This window comes from Shinella sp. R2-11 (genome assembly GCF_055330205.1).
This window is the reverse complement of sequence record NZ_JBVAPC010000002.1, coordinates 1-16,778: the sequence shown is the minus strand read 5'-3', so window position 1 is coordinate 16,778 and position 16,778 is coordinate 1. Positions and strand designations below refer to the sequence as shown.

Genomic DNA, 16,778 nt, shown 5'->3' with positions numbered 1-16,778 from the left:
ACCGCCTCACACCACGAAGAGTTTCGGGCCCGCTTGCGCGGGAATATCGGCGGTGCTGCTGACGACCCGGTTCCGGCCGTTGCTCTTGGCGAGGTAGAGCAACCGATCGGCGCGGCTGATCGCGTCGTGGATCGTGTGATCCCCGGCCGCGGTGACGGCGACACCGAAGCTGGCGGTTATCGGGCGATCGATGCCGATCCGGCCGAGATCGCGCTCCGAAATGGCGATGCGGACCGTATTGGCCAGCGTGTGGGCGCCCTGAAGACGGCAGTTCGGCAGGTAGGCGATGAATTCCTCGCCGCCGAACCGCGCGACGGCCAGCCCCGGCCAGGAAAGCGCGGCGAGCACCGCCGCGACCTCACGGATCGCCTCGTCCCCCGCGGCATGGCCGAAACGATCGTTGATCGACTTGAAACTATCGATATCGCCGACGATGATCGCCGCCTCCCCGCCTGCCGCCCGCGCGCCGACGACCTGCTCGAAGCCGCGGCGGTTGAGAAGGCCGGTGAGCGGATCCTCCTCGGCCGCCTTGCGGTGCCGGTCGACGATCCGCAGCGCAACGGAAGCGAGCGCCGCCAGCGCCATGACCAGCGCGCCGATCGTGGCCGTGATCTGCATGACATAGGCATAGGTCGAGCCGATGAATTCGCCCATGGCGACGCCGCCCGTCGCAACGAAGAAGACCATGGTGCGGATGCTCGTCTCCAGCACGACGAACATCGCCGCACCAAGGAGCATCCGGTCTATCCATGAACCGGCGCGGCGGCGCACCGAGGCGATGGCGATAAAAAGAAGGAGGCTGCAGGCGATGTCGTTGACGAAGAGCTCGACGCGCAGGCTCTGGCCGACGAGAACGGCAACGCCGGCGCCGGCATAGGCGACGGCCACCACGCCCACACGAAGGGGCGTGCGGCGCGGCGCCTCGAAATGCGTGGCGAGCGCGTGGCTGTAGAGGAAGAAGGCGGAGAGAAATGCCGCGTCCGCCGCCAGCGCCACGACGGGAACGGGCAGGACGATCTCCAGAAGCGGAACGAGAAAGCCGAAGGCCGCGCAAAGATATCCCGCACCCCAGAACAGGGCTGCGCGATTGCCGAAGCGCCCCACGGCCAGGAAGACCAGCGCGAACAGGATGAGAACCACCGGCAGCAGGAATGCGAAATTCTCGCCCATCACTCGAACTCGATTAAACCTCGAACGAACTCTACGGCCGAGGGCTGAAAACAATGCCTAGGGACATGGTTTCCGAAATCTTGCCCTGCCTTCCGGGCAACAAAAAAGCCGGACGCTGGTGCGTCCGGCTTCATGGCGTTCAGGACGAACGCTTGTCGTATCAGGCAGCTTCGGCAGCAGCTTCTTCAGCGGCTACGCGGGCCTTGTCGGCAGCGCCCTTGGCATCGACGTCGCGGTCGACGAACTCGATGACGGCGAGCGGGGCGTTGTCGCCATGGCGGAAGCCGGCCTTCATGATGCGCAGGTAGCCACCGTTACGGTTGGCATAGCGGCTTGCGATCGCGTCGAAGAGCTTCGAAACGACGGCAACGTCGCGGATCTGCGAGATCGCCTGGCGGCGAGCGTGCAGGTCGCCGCGCTTGCCGAGGGTGACGAGCTTCTCGACGATCGGGCGGATTTCCTTCGCCTTCGGCAGCGTCGTTACGATCTGCTCATGCTGGATGAGCGAGGCAGCCATGTTGGCGAACATCGCCTTGCGGTGGCTGGCGGTACGGTTGAGTTTGCGACCCGAATTCTGGTGGCGCATCTCGATTCTCCTTCACATGCAGGCAGTCGCCTGCCGTTTGATGGTGGCGCATGTCCGTCCCGCCTTGCGGGACAAAGGGACATGCGCAGTTCATAGATGCTAAGGCCAGCTTTACGCGCCCCGAGGGGCGCGTTCGGCCTTAGTACTGGTCTTCGTAGCGCTTGGCGAGATCTTCGATGTTCTCCGGCGGCCATGCGGGCACTTCCATGCCGAGGTGCAGGCCCATGGAAGCGAGAACTTCCTTGATCTCGTTGAGCGACTTGCGACCAAAATTCGGAGTGCGAAGCATTTCGGCTTCGGTCTTCTGAATGAGATCGCCGATATAGACGATGTTGTCGTTCTTCAGGCAGTTCGCCGAACGGACGGAAAGTTCCAGTTCGTCGACCTTCTTGAGGAGCGCCGGGTTGAACGCCAGTTCCGTGACCGATTCTTCCTCGGCTTCCTTCTGCGGTTCGTCGAAGTTGACGAAGACCGAGAGCTGGTCCTGGAGAATGCGGGCCGCGAACGCGATCGCATCTTCGCCCGTGACGGAACCGTCGGTCTCGATGGTCATCGTCAGCTTGTCGTAGTCGAGAACCTGGCCTTCACGGGTGTTTTCCACCTTGTAGGACACTTTCTTGACCGGCGAGTAGAGGCTGTCGACCGGGATGAGGCCGATCGGCGCGTCTTCGGAGCGGTTGCGGTCGGCCGGGACGTAGCCCTTGCCGTTGTTGACCGTGAACTCCATGCGGATTTCCGCGCCCTCGTCGAGGGTGCAGATGACGTGGTCGGGGTTCAGGATCTCGATGTCGCCGACCGTCTGGATGTCACCAGCCGTCACGACGCCCGGACCCTGCTTGCGCACGACCATGCGCTTGGCATCGTCGCCATCCATCTTGATGGCGATTTCCTTGATGTTGAGCACGATGTCCGTCACATCTTCCCGGACGCCCGGGATGGAGGAGAACTCGTGCAGGACGCCGTCGATCTGCACGGCGGTCACAGCCGCACCGCGCAGCGACGACAGGAGCACGCGCCGCAGCGCGTTGCCGAGCGTCAGGCCGAAGCCACGCTCCAGCGGCTCTGCAACAAGGCTTGCCTTGGTGCGGCCGGAGGAGGCGAATTCCACCTTGTTCGGCTTGATCAGTTCCTGCCAGTTTTTCTGGATCATGTGTTTTGCCTTCCGTTCGCCGCCACCATCCAATCGTGACGGCCGAGCCCTGAAGTACCGCGGAAGCCGGATGGCCTCCACGGTTGTTTGAAGTCGATGATCAGACGCGGCGCTTCTTGCGCGGACGGCAACCGTTGTGCGGAATCGGCGTCACGTCGCGGATGGACGTGATCATGAAGCCGGCAGCCTGGAGGGCGCGCAGAGCCGATTCACGGCCGGAACCCGGACCGCAGACTTCGACTTCCAGCGACTTCATGCCGTGTTCCTGGGCCTTCTTGGCGCAGTCTTCGGCAGCGATCTGGGCAGCGAACGGGGTCGACTTGCGCGAACCCTTGAAGCCCTTCGCACCGGCCGACGACCAGGCAATCGCGTTGCCCTGTGCGTCGGTGATGGTGATCATCGTGTTGTTGAACGAAGAATTGACGTGAGCAACACCCGAGGTGATGTTCTTGCGTTCGCGACGGCGAACGCGTGCGGCTTCCTTGGCCATGGATAGTCCTTTCGTTGATCTCTACACCGCCGTAATGCCAGCGGCTCCACCGGGCCGGGACGAAACCCCTGCCCTGAACAGTAATTGCAGACAGGCCCGAAGGCTTCCGTCTGCGGCGATATCGTCACTGCCGTAATGCCAGCAGCTCCACCGACCGGGGCTTCTTGACGAATGCGAGGCCCCGCTCGAAACTCAAAAGAGGCCGGCGCGAAGCGCCAGCCTCCCGTTCCCCGTTTCCGGGAAATTACTTCTTCTTGCCTGCGATGGCCTTGGCCGGACCCTTGCGGGTACGGGCGTTGGTGTGCGTGCGCTGGCCGCGAACCGGGAGGCTACGGCGGTGACGCAGGCCACGGTAGCAACCGAGGTCCATGAGACGCTTGATGTTCATCGAGGTCTCGCGACGCAGGTCGCCTTCGACCTGGTAGTCGCGGTCGATGGCTTCGCGGATCTGCAGGATTTCTGCGTCCGTGAGCTGATGCACGCGACGATCAGCCGGGATACCGACCTTCTCGATGATTTCCTGTGCAAACTTCGGGCCGATCCCGTGAATGTAACGGAGCGCGATTACGACGCGCTTCGCGGTCGGGATGTTGACGCCAGCGATACGTGCCACGCCTATTCTCCTTGCTTCCAGTTGCCATCCGGCAAGTGGTCTTCTTCATTCGATACGGCCCAAAAGCCGCTGCTCAATCTAAGGTCCGGGACATGTCGAAAACGACCGCACCCGGACTTCGTTCTTCGAAATCCGCGCCGATCGCAATGATATGTCGCGAGTTGGCGCTGTCTTAAGGGGAATCGGCCGAAAAAGTCAACTCCCCGGCTGTCCTTTTTAACCTGATATCAGGCGTTCTCGAGGATTCCCGCGATCTGCGCGGTCACCTTGTCGACATCGGCCATGCCGTCGACCGTCTGAAGCTTGCCCGTCGACGCGTAGTAGTTCGACAGCGGCGCGGTCTTCTCGCGGTATTCCGTGAGGCGGCGCTTGAAGGCTTCCGGATTGTCGTCGGAGCGAACCGTGCCGCCGGCGGCAATGGTTTCGGCCACGCGATTCTCCATGCGCTTGACCAGCGCATCCTCGTCCACCTTCAGTTCGATGACGGCATCGAGCGCGATGCCCTTGCCGGCAAGAATCCCGTCGAGGGCTTCCGCCTGGGGAACCGTACGCGGATAGCCGTCGAGGATGAAGCCCCTGGCACAGTCCGGCGAATCGATGCGGTCGGAAACGATCTCGTTGACGATCGCGTCGGAAACGAGCTGGCCGGCATCCATGACGGCCTTGGCACGCTTGCCGACATCCGTTCCGGCGGCAACGGCCGCGCGCAGCATGTCACCCGTGGAAAGCTGCGGAATGCCGTGCCTTTCCGTCAGGAGCTTGGCTTGAGTCCCCTTGCCAGCGCCGGGCGGTCCCAGAAAAATCAGTCTCATCGTCCCCTCTTTCCTCCACGCAGCTTCGACTTCTTGATCAGCCCCTCATACTGCTGGGCGATCAGGTGGCCCTGTATCTGTGCTACAGTATCCAGGGTCACGCTGACAACAATCAAAAGCGACGTACCACCAAGGTAGAATGGCACCCCGGTCTGCGCGATCAGGATTTCGGGAAGGATACAAACGAACATCAGGTAAATGGCGCCGACGACCGTGATGCGGGTCAGCACGTAGTCGATATATTCGGCGGTGCGCTCGCCCGGACGGATGCCCGGAATGAAGCCGCCGTGCTTCTTCAGATTGTCGGCCGTGTCCTTCGGATTGAAGACAATGGCCGTGTAGAAGAAGGCGAAAAAGGCGATCATGGCGGCGTAGAGCACCATGTAGAGCGGCTTGCCGTGGCCGAGCGAGGCGATGATCGTCGTCGCCCAGTTCGGCATCGCAGCCGTATTCGAGAAGCCCGCGACCGTTGCCGGCAGCAGCAGCAGCGAGGAGGCGAAGATCGCCGGGATGACGCCCGAGGTGTTCAGCTTCAGCGGCAGGTGCGAGGTATCGCCCTGGAACATGCGGTTGCCGACCTGGCGTTTCGGATACTGGATCAGCAGGCGGCGCTGGGCGCGTTCGACGAAGACGATGAGCGCGATGACGCAGACCGCCATGACGACGACCGCAAGCACGACGCCGATGGAAAGCTGGCCGGTGCGGCCGAGTTCCAGCGTGTTGCCGAGGGCGCGCGGCAGGGCCGCCACGATGCCGGCGAAGATAATCAGCGAGATGCCGTTGCCGATGCCGCGCGAGGTGATCTGCTCACCGAGCCACATCAGGAACATGGTGCCGCCGAGCAGCGAGATGACGGTGGATATGCGGAAGAACCAGCCTGGATCGTTGACCAGCCCTGCCCCGCTCTCAAGGCCCACCGCGATGCCGTAGGCCTGCAGCGTGCCGAGCAGCACTGTGCCGTAGCGGGTGTACTGGTTGATGATCTTGCGGCCCTGCTCGCCTTCCTTCTTCAGCTGCTCCAGCGAGGGAACGACCGAGGTCATGAGCTGCACGATGATCGACGCGGAAATGTACGGCATGATGCCGAGCGCGAAGATCGCCATGCGCTCGACGGCGCCGCCGGAAAACATGTTGAAGAGGCCGAGAATGCCGCCCGACTGGCCGCGGAAGGCCTGCGCGAAGGCTTCGGCGTTGAGGCCCGGCAGGGGAATATGCGTGCCGAGCCGATAGACGATCAGCGCGCCCAGCGTGAACCAGAGGCGCTTCTTCAGGTCTTCCGCCTTGGCGAAAGTCGAGAAGTTGAGGTTAGAGGCAAGTTGTTCCGCTGCCGAAGCCATGCATTTCTCCGCGAAGCCGATCCGGCGGCGGTAACGCCCGGCCAGGTCCGGATTGGCTGATCCGTTGGCATTCGCGCCCGGCCCTCCCCGGACCGATCGCCAATGCTGAAATTCGTCGTGCCTGCCTGCGCCGTTGCAGCGAAGCGGGCGGATGGAGCCTAAACCGGTTGAAACGCGGATTGTCAAGCAATCCCGGCCTCACCCTGGCTTTTATTCCGGATAACGATGGGGACGAGAATCCCGACGGTCGTTGTGAGGCTCACATATGGGAGCAAAATCGCCCGGTGTGAAGCACACCGGGCGACTATTTTGTCGAATTATTCCGCGGCTTCCGCTGCTGCGGCCAGCAGCTTCACCGAGCCTCCGGCCTTTTCGATCTTCTCGACCGCAGGCTTGGAGGCGCCGGCGACCTCGAAGGCGACCTTGGCCTTCAGTTCGCCGTCGGCGAGGATGCGCACGCCGTCCTTTTCGCGGCGGATGACGCCGGCAGCCTTGAGAGCGGCTGCGTCAACGGTCGCCTTGGCATCGAGCTTGCCGGCATCGATCGCCTTCTGGACGCGGTCCAGGGAAACGATGACGAAGTCGGATGCGAAGATGTTGTTGAAGCCGCGCTTCGGCAGGCGACGGTAGATGGGCATCTGACCGCCTTCGAAGCCGTTGATGGCGACGCCCGAACGAGCCTTCTGACCCTTGACACCGCGACCACCGGTCTTGCCCTTGCCGGAGCCGATACCGCGACCGAGGCGCTTGCGGCCCTTCGAGGAACCTTCGTTGTCCTTGATTTCGTTAAGCTTCATGATCTCTACTCCCTCACTTCTCGTCGACGACGCGAACGAGGTGCTGGACGGCACGGATCATGCCGCGGACAGACGGGGTGTCTTCCAGCGTGCGGACCCGGTGCATCTTGTTGAGGCCCAGGCCGACGAGCGTTGCGCGCTGTACGGCCGGACGGCGGATGGGGCTGCCGATCTGCTCGACAGTCACCGTCTTCTTGGCGGTTTCTTTCTTAGCCATGGATCAGTGCTCCTTATTCTTCGGCAGCAACGCCGGCGGACTGACGACGAGCCTGCAGCGTGGCGTACTTCATGCCGCGCTGAGCTGCGATGTCCTTCGGGTGCATCTGGCTCTTGAGAGCGTCGAACGTCGCACGGATCATGTTGTACGGGTTCGAGGAACCGGTCGACTTGGCGACGACGTCATGAACGCCGAGCGTTTCGAAGACGGCGCGCATCGGGCCACCGGCGATGATACCGGTACCGGCCTTGGCCGAACGAAGCAGAACCTTGCCGGCGCCGTGGCGGCCGTGCACGTCGTGGTGCAGCGTGCGGCCGGAGCGCAGCGGGACGAAGATGAGGTCGCGCTTGGCGGCTTCGGTGGCCTTGCGGATCGCTTCGGGAACTTCACGAGCCTTGCCGTGGCCGAAGCCGACGCGGCCCTTCTGGTCGCCGACGACGACGAGAGCTGCGAAACCGAAACGACGGCCGCCCTTGACGACCTTCGCGACGCGGTTGATCGCGACGAGCTTGTCGACAAACTCGCTGTCGCGCTCTTCGCGGTTCTGGCGGTCATCGCGACCGCGCTTTTCCTGTGCCATTGTCCTTTTCCTTTTTCTTTTCCGGGTGCAATCGGCAGATTGACGAAAGTCGCCTCCATTTCAGGAATGGAAGCGACAGATACCCTGAGCTGGTCGGCGGGCGCCGGAGCGCCCGACCGAGGATCAGAAGTTCAGACCACCTTCACGGGCTGCGTCGGCAAGAGCCTTGACGCGGCCGTGATAGAGGAAGGCGCCACGGTCGAAGACGACGTCCTTGACGCCGGCCTTGACTGCGCGCTCGGCAATGAGCTTGCCGACGGCAGCGGCTGCTGCCGTGTCGGCGCCCGTCTTCAGCGACGAGCGCAGATCGGTGTCGAGCGTCGAAGCGGCGGCAAGGGTCTTGCCGGCCACGTCGTCGATGACCTGTACGTAGATGTTCTTCGACGAGCGATGAACCGACAGGCGCGGACGGCCGTTGGCGACCGCCTTGATGGAACGGCGCACGCGGTTGGCGCGGCGCACGAGAGCTTCTTTAGTGCTAGCCATTTCGCGTGATCCTTACTTCTTCTTGCCTTCCTTGCGGACGATGCGTTCTTCCGCATACTTGACGCCCTTGCCCTTGTAGGGTTCGGGGCCACGGTATTCGCGGATTTCCGCAGCGACCTGGCCGACCTGCTGCTTGCTGATGCCGGTGACGATGATTTCGGTCGGCTTCGGAACAGCGATCGTGATGCCTTCCGGCGTCTGGTAGACGACGTCGTGGCTGAAACCGAGGGCCAGCTGCAGGTTCTTGCCCTGCATGGAGGCGCGGTAGCCGACGCCGTTGATTTCGAGCTTGCGCTCGTAACCGTCCTTGACGCCCTTGAAGATGCCTTCGATCATCGTGCGGGACATGCCCCACTTCGAACGCGCATCCTTGCTATCGTTGACCGGCTGGACGACAACGGCGTTGTCTTCGAGCTTGACCGAAACTTCGTCATTGGCGACGAAGAACAGTTCGCCCTTCGGGCCCTTGGCGGTAACCTTCTGACCGTCGACGGTCGCGGTGACACCAGCGGGAACCGGAACGGGCTTCTTACCGATACGAGACATTGTTTTATCCTGTCTGTTCGTTATGGAGATCCCTGCCCTGTCTTAGAAGACGGAGCAAAGAATCTCGCCACCAACGTTCTGTTCGCGTGCCTGGTGATCGGCCATCACGCCCTTCGGGGTCGAAAGGATGGTGATGCCGAGGCCGTTCGCGACCTGCGGAATGGACTTTACCGAGACATAGACCCGGCGGCCCGGCTTGGAGACGCGATCGATCTTGCGGATCACCGATGCGCCTTCGTAGTACTTGAGTTCGATGTTCAGCTCGGCCTTGCCGTTGCCGAAGTCGACTTCGGAGTATCCGCGGATGTAGCCTTCAGCCTGAAGAACATCCAGAACGCGAGCGCGCAGCTTGGAAGCCGGCGTGGAAACGCTCGACTTGCGGCGTGCGGCGCCGTTGCGGATACGGGTGAGCATATCGCCCAGGGGATCAGTCATTGCCATGTACCCGTCTCCTTACCAGCTCGACTTGACGATGCCCGGCACCTTGCCGAGATTGCCCAGTTCGCGAAGCGCAATACGCGACATCTTGAGTTTGCGATAGAAAGCGCGCGGACGGCCCGTGACTTCGCAACGGTTGCGAATGCGGGTCTTGGAGCCATTGCGCGGCATTTCGGCAAGCTTCAGGGTTGCCTTGAAGCGCTCTTCGATCGGAAGAGACTGGTTCATGATGACCGCCTTGAGAGCGGCGCGCTTGGAAGCCTGGCTGGCGACAAGCTTGCGGCGACGGTTATTCTTTTCTACTGCGCTGGTTTTAGCCATAACAGTTATCCTTCTTTACGCTTGTCGTTACGGTCAGGCGCGGAACGGGAAGTTGAACTCTTTCAGAAGAGCCCGTGCTTCGTCGTCCGTCGGTGCCGTCGTGCAAACGATGATGTCCATGCCCCACATCTGATCAACCTTGTCGTAGTTGATCTCAGGGAACACAATGTGCTCCTTGATACCCATGGCGAAGTTGCCACGGCCATCGAAGGACTTCGGGTTCAGACCACGGAAGTCGCGTACGCGGGGCAGCGCGATGTTCACGAGGCGATCCAGAAATTCATACATGCGGGCGCCGCGAAGGGTGACCTTGGCGCCGATCGGCATGCCTTCACGGACCTTGAAGCCCGCGATGGAGTTGCGGGCGCGCGTGATGACCGGCTTCTGGCCGGCGATCGCTGCGAGGTCGGCTGCGGCAACGGTGGGCTTCTTGGAGTCCGCCGTGGCTTCGCCTACGCCCATGTTGATGACGATCTTGTCGACCTTCGGAATCTGCATCTCGTTGGCGTAGGAGAACTGCTCCCTCATCGCCTTGCGGATGCGCTCGACATATTCCTTCTTGAGCCGCGGCTCATACTTGGTGTCAGCCATCGATCGACACTCCCGAACGCTTTGCTACACGAACCTTCTTGTCGCCTTCGACCTTGAAACCGACGCGGGTCGGCTTGCCGTCCTTGGGATCGGCGATCGCGATGTTCGACAGGTGGATCGGAGCTTCCTTGGTGATGATGCCGGCTTCCTGGGTCTGGGTCTGGCGCTGGTGACGCTTCACCAGGTTGATACCCTTGACGACCGCACGGTCTTCCTTCGGCATGACCTGAACGACTTCACCGGTACGACCCTTGTCCTTGCCGGTGAGCACGACGACCTTGTCGCCCTTACGAATCTTCTGCATAGCCATCGCTCCTTAGAGTACTTCCGGAGCCAGCGAGATGATCTTCATGTGGTTCTTGGCGCGCAGCTCGCGCGGAACCGGTCCGAAGATACGGGTGCCGATGGGCTCTTTCTTGTTGTCGATCAGGACGGCTGCGTTGTTGTCGAAACGAATCACGCTGCCATCGGGACGGCGGATGTCCTTGGCGGTGCGCACGACAACCGCCTTCATCACGTCACCCTTCTTCACGCGGCCGCGCGGGATCGCTTCCTTGATCGAGACGACGATAATGTCGCCGACCGAAGCGTACTTGCGCTTGGAGCCGCCCAGCACCTTGATGCACATGACACGACGTGCGCCGGAATTATCCGCGACGTCGAGGTTAGTCTGCATCTGAATCATGTCAGGTCGCCTTCTTGTTTTACCGGACCGGTTGGGTGTTAGCCCCCTGTTCCAGCTTATGAAAATTCATGTTTTCGCGCGGGATGGTGTGTTGCCAAGGTGGTTTCCCCTTCGGCGAGCCGACGGACCTTCCCTGCGCTCAAAGCAAAAGAACGCTCGCGATTCCGAGCGTCCTTGCGCTGCTTCATACAGATTTTCGCGCCAGAAGCAAGTGCCTGGCGCGAAATCCGATGTTTTAAGCGTGGACCGAGACGACGGTCCAGCGCTTGTCCTTGGAAATCGGCGCGCATTCCTGGATGGATACGACATCGCCGATCTTGTACTGGTTGTTCTCGTCATGCGCCTTGTACTTCTTCGACCGGCGAACGGTCTTCTGAAGCAGCGGGTGGGCAAAGCGGCGCTCGACGCGAACGACAACGGTCTTGTCGTTCTTGTCGCTGACTACGGTGCCCTGCAGAATGCGTTTCGGCATATTTTTCTGGTCCTTAGGCCTTGGCTTCTGCCGCCTTCTGGCGGGCAATGGTCTTGACGCGCGCGATGTCCTTGCGGACTTCGTTGATACGCGAGGTCTTTTCAAGCTGGCCGGTGGCCTTCTGGAAGCGCAGGTTGAACTGCTCCTTCTTCAGCTTGGCAAGCTCATCGTTGAGCTGGTCGGCGCTGAGCGCCCGGACGTCTGCGGCTTTCATCGCTCTCGCTCCTTACTCTGCAATGCGCTGTACGAAGCGCGTCTTGACCGAGAGCTTGGCCGAGCCGAGGCGAAGCGCTTCACGCGCGATTTCCTCGGAAACGCCGTCGATCTCGAACATCATACGGCCGGGCTTGACCTTGGCTGCCCAGTATTCGACCGAACCCTTACCCTTACCCATGCGGACTTCCGTGGGCTTCGCGGTGACCGGGGTGTCGGGGAACACGCGGATCCACACACGGCCGGCACGCTTCATGTAACGTGTGATCGCGCGGCGGGCCGCTTCGATCTCGCGAGCGTTCACGCGGTTCGGTTCCTGAGCCTTCAAGCCGAACTCGCCGAAGGCGAGCTCGGAGCCGCCCTTGGCGACACCCTTGATGCGGCCCTTGAACTGCTTGCGGTACTTGGTACGCTTTGGCTGCAACATTTTTTTACTTCTCCGATATTGGCTGCCAAACGCGACTGTTACGCGTTTTCACGACGACGGTCGCCGCGGTCGCCGCGTTCACGGCTTGCGGGACCCTGGCTGTCACTTTCGCTGGCGCGACGCTCAGAGGCCATCGGATCGTGCTCAAGGATTTCACCCTTGAAGATCCAGACCTTGATGCCGCAGATGCCGAATGCGGTTTCGGCTTCAGCCGTACCGTAGTCGATGTCTGCACGCAGCGTGTGAAGCGGAACGCGACCTTCGCGGTACCATTCCGTACGGGCGATTTCCGCACCGCCGAGACGGCCGGCGCAGGTGATCTTGATGCCTTCGGCGCCAAGACGCATGGCCGACTGGACGGCGCGCTTCATCGCACGGCGGAAGGCCACGCGGCGCTCGAGCTGCTGGGCGATCGACTGAGCGACCAGCGTGGCGTCGACTTCCGGCTTGCGCACTTCAACGATGTTGAGGTGCGTTTCGGAATTCGTCATTTCGGAAAGCTTCTTGCGGAGCTTCTCGATGTCAGCGCCCTTCTTGCCGATGATCAGACCCGGGCGAGCCGAGTGGATCGTGACGCGGCACTTCTTGTGCGGGCGCTCGATGACGACCTTGGCGATACCGGCCTGCTTCAGCTCGTCCTGTACGAACTTGCGGATCTTCAGGTCTTCGTGGAGCAGCTGGCCGTATTCGGCGTTGTCGGCGAACCAACGGCTGTCCCAGGTACGGTTGATGCCGAGGCGGAAACCGATCGGATTAATCTTCTGGCCCATTATGCGGCCTCCCCTTTGGCTTCGACTTCACGGACGACGATCGTCAGATGCGAGAAAGGCTTCTCGATCCGCGATGCACGGCCGCGGCCACGAGCGGCGAAGCGCTTCATGACGATCGACTTGCCGACATAGGCCTCAGCGACGATCAGACTGTCGACGTCGAGGTCGTGGTTGTTTTCTGCGTTGGCGATCGCGGACTCGAGAGTCTTCTTGACCGTCTCGGCGCTGCGCTTGCGCGAGAACTCGAGCTCGGCGAGAGCGCGGTCCACCTTCTTGCCGCGGATGAGCGCAGCAAGCAGGTTGAGCTTCTGGGGGCTGACGCGGATCGTGCGCGCGATAGCCTGCGCCTCGTTATCCTTCAGCCGACGTTCGGCTTTAGCCTTACCCATCGTTACTTCCTCTTCGCCTTCTTGTCCGCGCCGTGACCGTAGTAGGTCCGGGTCGGAGCGAATTCACCAAACTTGTGGCCGACCATGTCTTCGTTGACGGCCACCGGGATGTGCTTGCTGCCGTTGTAGACGCCGAAGGTGAGACCTACGAACTGCGGCAGGATCGTGGAGCGACGGCTCCAGATCTTGATTACTTCGCTGCGACCGCCTTCACGAACCTTCTCAGCCTTCTTGAGAAGATAGCCGTCAACAAACGGGCCTTTCCATACTGAACGAGCCATTCCTGACTACCTCTCTTACTTCTTCTTCAAGTGGCGCGAGCGCATGATGAACTTGTCCGTGGACTTGTTCGAACGGGTACGCTTGCCCTTGGTCGGCTTGCCCCACGGGGATACCGGATGGCGGCCACCGGAGGTGCGGCCTTCACCACCGCCGTGCGGGTGGTCGACCGGGTTCATGACGACGCCGCGGTTATGCGGGGTCTTGCCGCGCCAGCGGGTACGACCGGCCTTGCCGTCGTTGATGTTGCCGTGGTCCGGGTTGGATACGGCGCCGATCGTTGCGAGGCAGGACGAGTGAACCAGGCGCTGTTCGCCCGAGTTCAGGCGAAGGATCGCCATGCCCTGGTCGCGGCCGACGAGCTGGACGAACGTGCCGGCGGAGCGGGCGATCTGGCCGCCCTTGCCCGGCTTCATCTCGACGTTGTGAACGATCGAGCCGACCGGGATGTACTGCAGCGGCATGGTGTTGCCGGGCTTGACGTCAACGGCCTTGTCGGACGCGATGACCTTGTCGCCGGCTGCCAGGCGCTGCGGGGCCAGGATATAGGCCTGCTCGCCGTCGGGATAGCTCACCAGAGCGATGAACGCCGTGCGGTTCGGGTCGTATTCCAGGCGCTCGACCGTGCCCTCGACGTCGAACTTGCGACGCTTGAAGTCGATGAGACGGTAGGTGCGCTTGTGACCGCCGCCGATGAAGCGGGCGGTGATGCGGCCGAGGTTGTTACGGCCGCCGCTCTTGGAAAGACCTTCGGTCAGAGCCTTGACGGGCTTGCCCTTGTAAAGGCCCGACCGGTCGACGATGACCAGCTGGCGCTGGCTCGGAGTGGTCGGATTGAAGTGTTTCAATGCCATTTTCTTGTTTCCCTTTTAGCCGACTGCCCGATCAGAGCCCGGTGGAGACGTCGATGGACTGACCGTCAGCGAGCGTGACGATAGCCTTCTTGACATCTCCCTGCCGGCCGGCGAAGCCGCGGAAACGCTTTACCTTGCCCTTGCGGACGAGCGTGTTCACAGCCGTGACCTTGACGCCGAAGAGTGCTTCGACCGCAGCCTTGATCTCAGGCTTGGAAGCGCGCTTGGCAACGTTGAAGACGATCTGGTTGTTTTCGGATACCAGCGTCGACTTTTCGGTGATCGCCGGCGAGACGATCACATCGTAGTGGCGAAGATCCGTCATTTGAACCGCTCCTCGAGGGCTTCTACAGCAGCCTTGGAGAGCACGAGCTTGCCGCGGCGCAGGATGTCGTAAACATTGATACCCTGGATCGGCAGGACATCCACGTTCGGGATGTTGCGTGCTGCGAGCTTGAAGTTGCCGTCAAGTTCCGCACCGCCGATGAAGAGGGCGTTGGTGAGGCCGAGCGAAGCGAATGCGCCGGCCAGAGCCTTCGTCTTTGCTTCCGAGGCGACGAGATCGTCGATGATGATGACGTCGTCGGCCTTGATCTTGGCCGAGAGGGCGTGACGCAGGCCGAGCGCGCGAACCTGCTTGGGCAGGTCGTGGGCGTGGCTGCGGGATACCGGGCCGTGAGCCTTGGCACCGCCGCGGAACTGCGGAGCGCGAGCCGAATGGTGACGAGCGCGGCCCGTACCCTTCTGCTTGTACATCTTGGAGCCGGTGCGAGCGACTTCGCCGCGGGTCAGCGACTGGTGCGTGCCCTGCTGCTTCTTGGCGAGCTGCCAGCGGACGACGCGGGCAATGATGTCTTCGCGCGGCTCGAGGCCGAAGATCGCGTCGGAGAGGGAGACCTTGCCGGCGTCCTTCCCTTCGAGGGTCGTGACTTTGAGATCCATGATCAGGCTCCCTTACTTGGCTGCGGCGCGCACGGCGGCCGGACGCGGAGCGTCTGCCGGGGTGCCGGACTTGACGGCGTCACGAACGACGATCCAGGCGCCCTTGGAGCCCGGGACTGCGCCCTTGACGAGGATGAGACCGCGCTCTTCGTCGGTGGAGACGACTTCGAGGTTCTGGGTGGTGACGCGCGTCTGGCCCATGTGGCCGGCCATGCGCTTGCCCTTCCAGACCTTGCCCGGATCCTGGTTGTTACCCGTCGAACCGTGCGAACGGTGCGAAACGGAAACGCCGTGCGTTGCACGAAGACCGCCGAAGTTGTGGCGCTTCATGGCACCGGCAAAGCCCTTACCGATCGTGGTGCCGGTAACGTCGACGAGCTGGCCGGCGACGAAGTGGCTGGCGGTCAGTTCCGCGCCGATCTCGATGAGGTTGTCTTCCGAAACGCGGAACTCGACGAGCTTGGCCTTCGGCTCGACGCTTGCGGCGGAAAACTGGCCGCGCAGCGCCTTTGCCGTGTTCTTCACCTTGGAAGAGCCGGCGCCGAGCTGAACAGCCGTGTAGCCGTTCTTTTCCTGCGTACGCTGGGCAACGACCTGGACGTTGTCCAGTCGCAATACTGTTACCGGGATGTGCTCACCTGCGTCGTTATAGACGCGAGTCATCCCTACTTTCTGTGCAATCACACCTGAACGCATGGTTCAATCCTCTTAGAAGTCCTGGCGGGATCGTGACGTCCCGTCATGCCTCTTGGTTTAAGGATTCCACTCGGGCTCGAAGGCCGTCGGGTTTCCCGTTTTCAGAAGACGTCGGCTTAATGCCACGTACCTTCCTTGTTATTTCGGCTTGCGCCGGACTTAGAGTTTGATCTCTACGTCTACACCGGCCGCAAGGTCGAGCTTCATGAGAGCGTCGACGGTCTGCGGCGTCGGATCTACGATGTCGAGCAGGCGCTTGTGGGTGCGCATCTCGAACTGTTCACGGCTCTTCTTGTCAACGTGGGGCGAACGGTTGACCGTGAACTTTTCAATACGGGTCGGGAGAGGAACGGGGCCGCGGACGCTTGCGCCGGTACGCTTTGCCGTCGACACGATTTCACGCGTGGAGGCATCAAGGATCCGGTGGTCAAACGCCTTGAGGCGGATGCGGATGTTCTGGCCGTTCATACGACTTTTCCTTAGTTCGTTATCCGCGCGATTCTCTTGGGAAAGCGCGTTTTTTGATTCTGGCGGTTCCATAACGGAACGCACACGAAAACACAATGCCGAAAGGCCAGTCCGCTAAATTATCAAAGACCGGAGGGGCAGGGTTGACCCCTGCCCTTCCTATTTCAGCGGCCTGAGGCCTTAAGTCTTACTCGACGATCGAAGCAACGATGCCGGCGCCGACGGTGCGGCCGCCTTCGCGGATGGCGAAGCGCAGCTTCTCTTCCATCGCGATCGGAACGATCAGCTCGACGTCAACCGTCACGTTGTCGCCCGGCATGACCATTTCCGTGCCTTCCGGAAGCGTCACGATGCCCGTCACGTCCGTCGTGCGGAAGTAGAACTGCGGACGGTAGTTCGTGAAGAACGGCGTATGACGGCCACCCTCTTCCTTCGTCAGGATGTAGGCC

Annotated in this window: 29 protein-coding genes; all 29 read right to left on the bottom strand. The window is 61.7% G+C overall.

Going from position 1 to position 16,778, the window contains the following annotated elements; all coding sequences use genetic code 11:
• Positions 1-6: 6 nt before the first annotated feature.
• Positions 7-1,170 (bottom strand): GGDEF domain-containing protein, encoded by a 1,164-nt coding sequence (locus tag ACZ1A1_RS04550; protein ID WP_463618958.1) that lies wholly within the window; start codon positions 1,168-1,170, stop codon positions 7-9.
• 160 nt (positions 1,171-1,330) lie between these two features.
• A complete protein-coding gene (gene rplQ / locus ACZ1A1_RS04545; RefSeq protein WP_119258413.1) occupies positions 1,331-1,756 on the bottom strand; it encodes a 50S ribosomal protein L17 in 426 nt (141 codons plus the stop codon).
• A 139-nt stretch (positions 1,757-1,895) separates the two neighbouring features.
• Positions 1,896-2,906 carry a DNA-directed RNA polymerase subunit alpha gene (locus ACZ1A1_RS04540; RefSeq protein ID WP_313196241.1) on the bottom strand — a complete coding sequence of 337 codons (1,011 nt, stop codon included), beginning with the start codon at positions 2,904-2,906 and terminating at the stop codon, positions 1,896-1,898.
• A gap of 100 nt (positions 2,907-3,006) precedes the next feature.
• Positions 3,007-3,396: a 30S ribosomal protein S11 gene (rpsK, locus tag ACZ1A1_RS04535; protein ID WP_023513823.1), complete on the bottom strand. Its 390-nt coding sequence runs from the start codon at positions 3,394-3,396 to the stop codon at positions 3,007-3,009.
• 244 nt (positions 3,397-3,640) lie between these two features.
• Positions 3,641-4,009, bottom strand: coding sequence for a 30S ribosomal protein S13 (gene rpsM / locus ACZ1A1_RS04530; protein WP_119258415.1), 369 nt, complete (start codon positions 4,007-4,009; stop codon positions 3,641-3,643).
• A gap of 227 nt (positions 4,010-4,236) precedes the next feature.
• Complete coding sequence (locus tag ACZ1A1_RS04525; protein ID WP_463618957.1) at positions 4,237-4,821, bottom strand: adenylate kinase; 585 nt, start codon at positions 4,819-4,821, stop codon at positions 4,237-4,239.
• Positions 4,818-6,158, bottom strand: a complete 1,341-nt coding sequence (gene secY, locus ACZ1A1_RS04520) for a preprotein translocase subunit SecY (RefSeq protein ID WP_119258417.1) — start codon at positions 6,156-6,158, stop codon at positions 4,818-4,820. The genes ACZ1A1_RS04525 and secY overlap by 4 nt, the downstream gene beginning before the upstream one ends.
• Positions 6,159-6,475: 317 nt before the next feature.
• A complete protein-coding gene (gene rplO / locus ACZ1A1_RS04515; RefSeq protein ID WP_119258418.1) occupies positions 6,476-6,955 on the bottom strand; it encodes a 50S ribosomal protein L15 in 480 nt (159 codons plus the stop codon).
• 13 nt (positions 6,956-6,968) lie between these two features.
• A complete protein-coding gene (gene rpmD / locus ACZ1A1_RS04510; RefSeq protein ID WP_119258419.1) occupies positions 6,969-7,172 on the bottom strand; it encodes a 50S ribosomal protein L30 in 204 nt (67 codons plus the stop codon).
• A 13-nt stretch (positions 7,173-7,185) separates the two neighbouring features.
• The gene (rpsE, locus tag ACZ1A1_RS04505; protein WP_119258420.1) at positions 7,186-7,752 is read right to left on the bottom strand and encodes a 30S ribosomal protein S5; all 567 of its coding nucleotides are present in this window, start codon (positions 7,750-7,752) and stop codon (positions 7,186-7,188) included.
• 123 nt (positions 7,753-7,875) lie between these two features.
• Positions 7,876-8,238 carry a 50S ribosomal protein L18 gene (rplR, locus tag ACZ1A1_RS04500; RefSeq protein WP_119258421.1) on the bottom strand — a complete coding sequence of 121 codons (363 nt, stop codon included), beginning with the start codon at positions 8,236-8,238 and terminating at the stop codon, positions 7,876-7,878.
• A gap of 12 nt (positions 8,239-8,250) precedes the next feature.
• The gene (rplF, locus tag ACZ1A1_RS04495) at positions 8,251-8,784 is read right to left on the bottom strand and encodes a 50S ribosomal protein L6 (protein WP_313196243.1); all 534 of its coding nucleotides are present in this window, start codon (positions 8,782-8,784) and stop codon (positions 8,251-8,253) included.
• 42 nt (positions 8,785-8,826) lie between these two features.
• On the bottom strand, positions 8,827-9,225 hold the full coding sequence (rpsH, locus tag ACZ1A1_RS04490; RefSeq protein WP_463618956.1) for a 30S ribosomal protein S8: 399 nt from the start codon (positions 9,223-9,225) through the stop codon (positions 8,827-8,829).
• Positions 9,226-9,237: 12 nt separating this feature from the next.
• The gene (gene rpsN / locus ACZ1A1_RS04485) at positions 9,238-9,543 is read right to left on the bottom strand and encodes a 30S ribosomal protein S14 (RefSeq protein ID WP_119258423.1); all 306 of its coding nucleotides are present in this window, start codon (positions 9,541-9,543) and stop codon (positions 9,238-9,240) included.
• Between the two features lie 33 nt (positions 9,544-9,576).
• Positions 9,577-10,134, bottom strand: coding sequence for a 50S ribosomal protein L5 (rplE, locus tag ACZ1A1_RS04480; protein ID WP_313196245.1), 558 nt, complete (start codon positions 10,132-10,134; stop codon positions 9,577-9,579).
• The gene (gene rplX / locus ACZ1A1_RS04475) at positions 10,127-10,438 is read right to left on the bottom strand and encodes a 50S ribosomal protein L24 (protein WP_184142187.1); all 312 of its coding nucleotides are present in this window, start codon (positions 10,436-10,438) and stop codon (positions 10,127-10,129) included. Before rplX ends, rplE begins: the two co-directional genes overlap by 8 nt.
• A 12-nt stretch (positions 10,439-10,450) precedes the next feature.
• Positions 10,451-10,819 (bottom strand): 50S ribosomal protein L14, encoded by a 369-nt coding sequence (gene rplN / locus ACZ1A1_RS04470; RefSeq protein WP_018328276.1) that lies wholly within the window; start codon positions 10,817-10,819, stop codon positions 10,451-10,453.
• 235 nt (positions 10,820-11,054) lie between these two features.
• Complete coding sequence (gene rpsQ, locus ACZ1A1_RS04465) at positions 11,055-11,291, bottom strand: 30S ribosomal protein S17 (protein ID WP_313196246.1); 237 nt, start codon at positions 11,289-11,291, stop codon at positions 11,055-11,057.
• 13 nt (positions 11,292-11,304) lie between these two features.
• Complete coding sequence (rpmC, locus tag ACZ1A1_RS04460) at positions 11,305-11,505, bottom strand: 50S ribosomal protein L29 (RefSeq protein WP_119258427.1); 201 nt, start codon at positions 11,503-11,505, stop codon at positions 11,305-11,307.
• A 12-nt stretch (positions 11,506-11,517) separates the two neighbouring features.
• On the bottom strand, positions 11,518-11,931 hold the full coding sequence (rplP, locus tag ACZ1A1_RS04455; RefSeq protein ID WP_119258428.1) for a 50S ribosomal protein L16: 414 nt from the start codon (positions 11,929-11,931) through the stop codon (positions 11,518-11,520).
• A 38-nt stretch (positions 11,932-11,969) separates the two neighbouring features.
• On the bottom strand, positions 11,970-12,701 hold the full coding sequence (gene rpsC / locus ACZ1A1_RS04450; protein WP_064329856.1) for a 30S ribosomal protein S3: 732 nt from the start codon (positions 12,699-12,701) through the stop codon (positions 11,970-11,972).
• Positions 12,701-13,090 (bottom strand): 50S ribosomal protein L22, encoded by a 390-nt coding sequence (gene rplV, locus ACZ1A1_RS04445; RefSeq protein ID WP_023514179.1) that lies wholly within the window; start codon positions 13,088-13,090, stop codon positions 12,701-12,703. The genes rpsC and rplV overlap by 1 nt, the downstream gene beginning before the upstream one ends.
• A gap of 2 nt (positions 13,091-13,092) precedes the next feature.
• Complete coding sequence (gene rpsS / locus ACZ1A1_RS04440) at positions 13,093-13,371, bottom strand: 30S ribosomal protein S19 (protein ID WP_023517272.1); 279 nt, start codon at positions 13,369-13,371, stop codon at positions 13,093-13,095.
• A 15-nt stretch (positions 13,372-13,386) separates the two neighbouring features.
• Positions 13,387-14,223 (bottom strand): 50S ribosomal protein L2, encoded by an 837-nt coding sequence (gene rplB, locus ACZ1A1_RS04435; RefSeq protein ID WP_313196247.1) that lies wholly within the window; start codon positions 14,221-14,223, stop codon positions 13,387-13,389.
• A 31-nt stretch (positions 14,224-14,254) separates the two neighbouring features.
• A complete protein-coding gene (locus ACZ1A1_RS04430; RefSeq protein WP_313196248.1) occupies positions 14,255-14,548 on the bottom strand; it encodes a 50S ribosomal protein L23 in 294 nt (97 codons plus the stop codon).
• A complete protein-coding gene (gene rplD, locus ACZ1A1_RS04425) occupies positions 14,545-15,165 on the bottom strand; it encodes a 50S ribosomal protein L4 (RefSeq protein WP_203318703.1) in 621 nt (206 codons plus the stop codon). Before rplD ends, ACZ1A1_RS04430 begins: the two co-directional genes overlap by 4 nt.
• 12 nt (positions 15,166-15,177) lie before the next feature.
• A complete protein-coding gene (gene rplC / locus ACZ1A1_RS04420; protein ID WP_415214651.1) occupies positions 15,178-15,861 on the bottom strand; it encodes a 50S ribosomal protein L3 in 684 nt (227 codons plus the stop codon).
• Between the two features lie 159 nt (positions 15,862-16,020).
• The gene (gene rpsJ / locus ACZ1A1_RS04415; protein WP_003507767.1) at positions 16,021-16,329 is read right to left on the bottom strand and encodes a 30S ribosomal protein S10; all 309 of its coding nucleotides are present in this window, start codon (positions 16,327-16,329) and stop codon (positions 16,021-16,023) included.
• A gap of 187 nt (positions 16,330-16,516) precedes the next feature.
• On the bottom strand, positions 16,517-16,778 hold a 262-nt coding region (locus tag ACZ1A1_RS04410), incomplete at its 5' end, for an EF-Tu C-terminal domain-related protein (protein ID WP_037430126.1).

Excerpts from the sequence above, each read along its gene's own strand:
- rpsK (WP_023513823.1), bottom strand. The coding sequence starts at position 3,396 with ATGGCCAAGGAAGCCGCACGCGTTCGCCGTCGCGAACGCAAGAACATC.
- rpsH (WP_463618956.1), bottom strand. The coding sequence starts at position 9,225 with ATGGCAATGACTGATCCCCTGGGCGATATGCTCACCCGTATCCGCAAC.
- rpsC (WP_064329856.1), bottom strand. The coding sequence starts at position 12,701 with ATGGGCCAGAAGATTAATCCGATCGGTTTCCGCCTCGGCATCAACCGT.
- rplN (WP_018328276.1), bottom strand. The coding sequence starts at position 10,819 with ATGATTCAGATGCAGACTAACCTCGACGTCGCGGATAATTCCGGCGCA.
- rplV (WP_023514179.1), bottom strand. The coding sequence starts at position 13,090 with ATGGGTAAGGCTAAAGCCGAACGTCGGCTGAAGGATAACGAGGCGCAG.
- rpsJ (WP_003507767.1), bottom strand. The coding sequence starts at position 16,329 with ATGAACGGCCAGAACATCCGCATCCGCCTCAAGGCGTTTGACCACCGG.
- rplC (WP_415214651.1), bottom strand. The coding sequence starts at position 15,861 with ATGCGTTCAGGTGTGATTGCACAGAAAGTAGGGATGACTCGCGTCTAT.
- rplX (WP_184142187.1), bottom strand. The coding sequence starts at position 10,438 with ATGCAGAAGATTCGTAAGGGCGACAAGGTCGTCGTGCTCACCGGCAAG.
- rplP (WP_119258428.1), bottom strand. The coding sequence starts at position 11,931 with ATGTTGCAGCCAAAGCGTACCAAGTACCGCAAGCAGTTCAAGGGCCGC.
- rplQ (WP_119258413.1), bottom strand. The coding sequence starts at position 1,756 with ATGCGCCACCAGAATTCGGGTCGCAAACTCAACCGTACCGCCAGCCAC.
- rplD (WP_203318703.1), bottom strand. The coding sequence starts at position 15,165 with ATGGATCTCAAAGTCACGACCCTCGAAGGGAAGGACGCCGGCAAGGTC.
- rpsN (WP_119258423.1), bottom strand. The coding sequence starts at position 9,543 with ATGGCTAAAACCAGCGCAGTAGAAAAGAATAACCGTCGCCGCAAGCTT.
- rplE (WP_313196245.1), bottom strand. The coding sequence starts at position 10,134 with ATGGCTGACACCAAGTATGAGCCGCGGCTCAAGAAGGAATATGTCGAG.
- rplB (WP_313196247.1), bottom strand. The coding sequence starts at position 14,223 with ATGGCATTGAAACACTTCAATCCGACCACTCCGAGCCAGCGCCAGCTG.
- rpsE (WP_119258420.1), bottom strand. The coding sequence starts at position 7,752 with ATGGCACAGGAAAAGCGCGGTCGCGATGACCGCCAGAACCGCGAAGAG.
- rpsS (WP_023517272.1), bottom strand. The coding sequence starts at position 13,371 with ATGGCTCGTTCAGTATGGAAAGGCCCGTTTGTTGACGGCTATCTTCTC.
- rplR (WP_119258421.1), bottom strand. The coding sequence starts at position 8,238 with ATGGCTAGCACTAAAGAAGCTCTCGTGCGCCGCGCCAACCGCGTGCGC.
- secY (WP_119258417.1), bottom strand. The coding sequence starts at position 6,158 with ATGGCTTCGGCAGCGGAACAACTTGCCTCTAACCTCAACTTCTCGACT.
- rpmC (WP_119258427.1), bottom strand. The coding sequence starts at position 11,505 with ATGAAAGCCGCAGACGTCCGGGCGCTCAGCGCCGACCAGCTCAACGAT.
- ACZ1A1_RS04430 (WP_313196248.1), bottom strand. The coding sequence starts at position 14,548 with ATGACGGATCTTCGCCACTACGATGTGATCGTCTCGCCGGCGATCACC.
- ACZ1A1_RS04540 (WP_313196241.1), bottom strand. The coding sequence starts at position 2,906 with ATGATCCAGAAAAACTGGCAGGAACTGATCAAGCCGAACAAGGTGGAA.
- ACZ1A1_RS04550 (WP_463618958.1), bottom strand. The coding sequence starts at position 1,170 with ATGGGCGAGAATTTCGCATTCCTGCTGCCGGTGGTTCTCATCCTGTTC.
- rpsQ (WP_313196246.1), bottom strand. The coding sequence starts at position 11,291 with ATGCCGAAACGCATTCTGCAGGGCACCGTAGTCAGCGACAAGAACGAC.
- ACZ1A1_RS04525 (WP_463618957.1), bottom strand. The coding sequence starts at position 4,821 with ATGAGACTGATTTTTCTGGGACCGCCCGGCGCTGGCAAGGGGACTCAA.
- rpmD (WP_119258419.1), bottom strand. The coding sequence starts at position 7,172 with ATGGCTAAGAAAGAAACCGCCAAGAAGACGGTGACTGTCGAGCAGATC.
- rplF (WP_313196243.1), bottom strand. The coding sequence starts at position 8,784 with ATGTCTCGTATCGGTAAGAAGCCCGTTCCGGTTCCCGCTGGTGTCACC.
- rplO (WP_119258418.1), bottom strand. The coding sequence starts at position 6,955 with ATGAAGCTTAACGAAATCAAGGACAACGAAGGTTCCTCGAAGGGCCGC.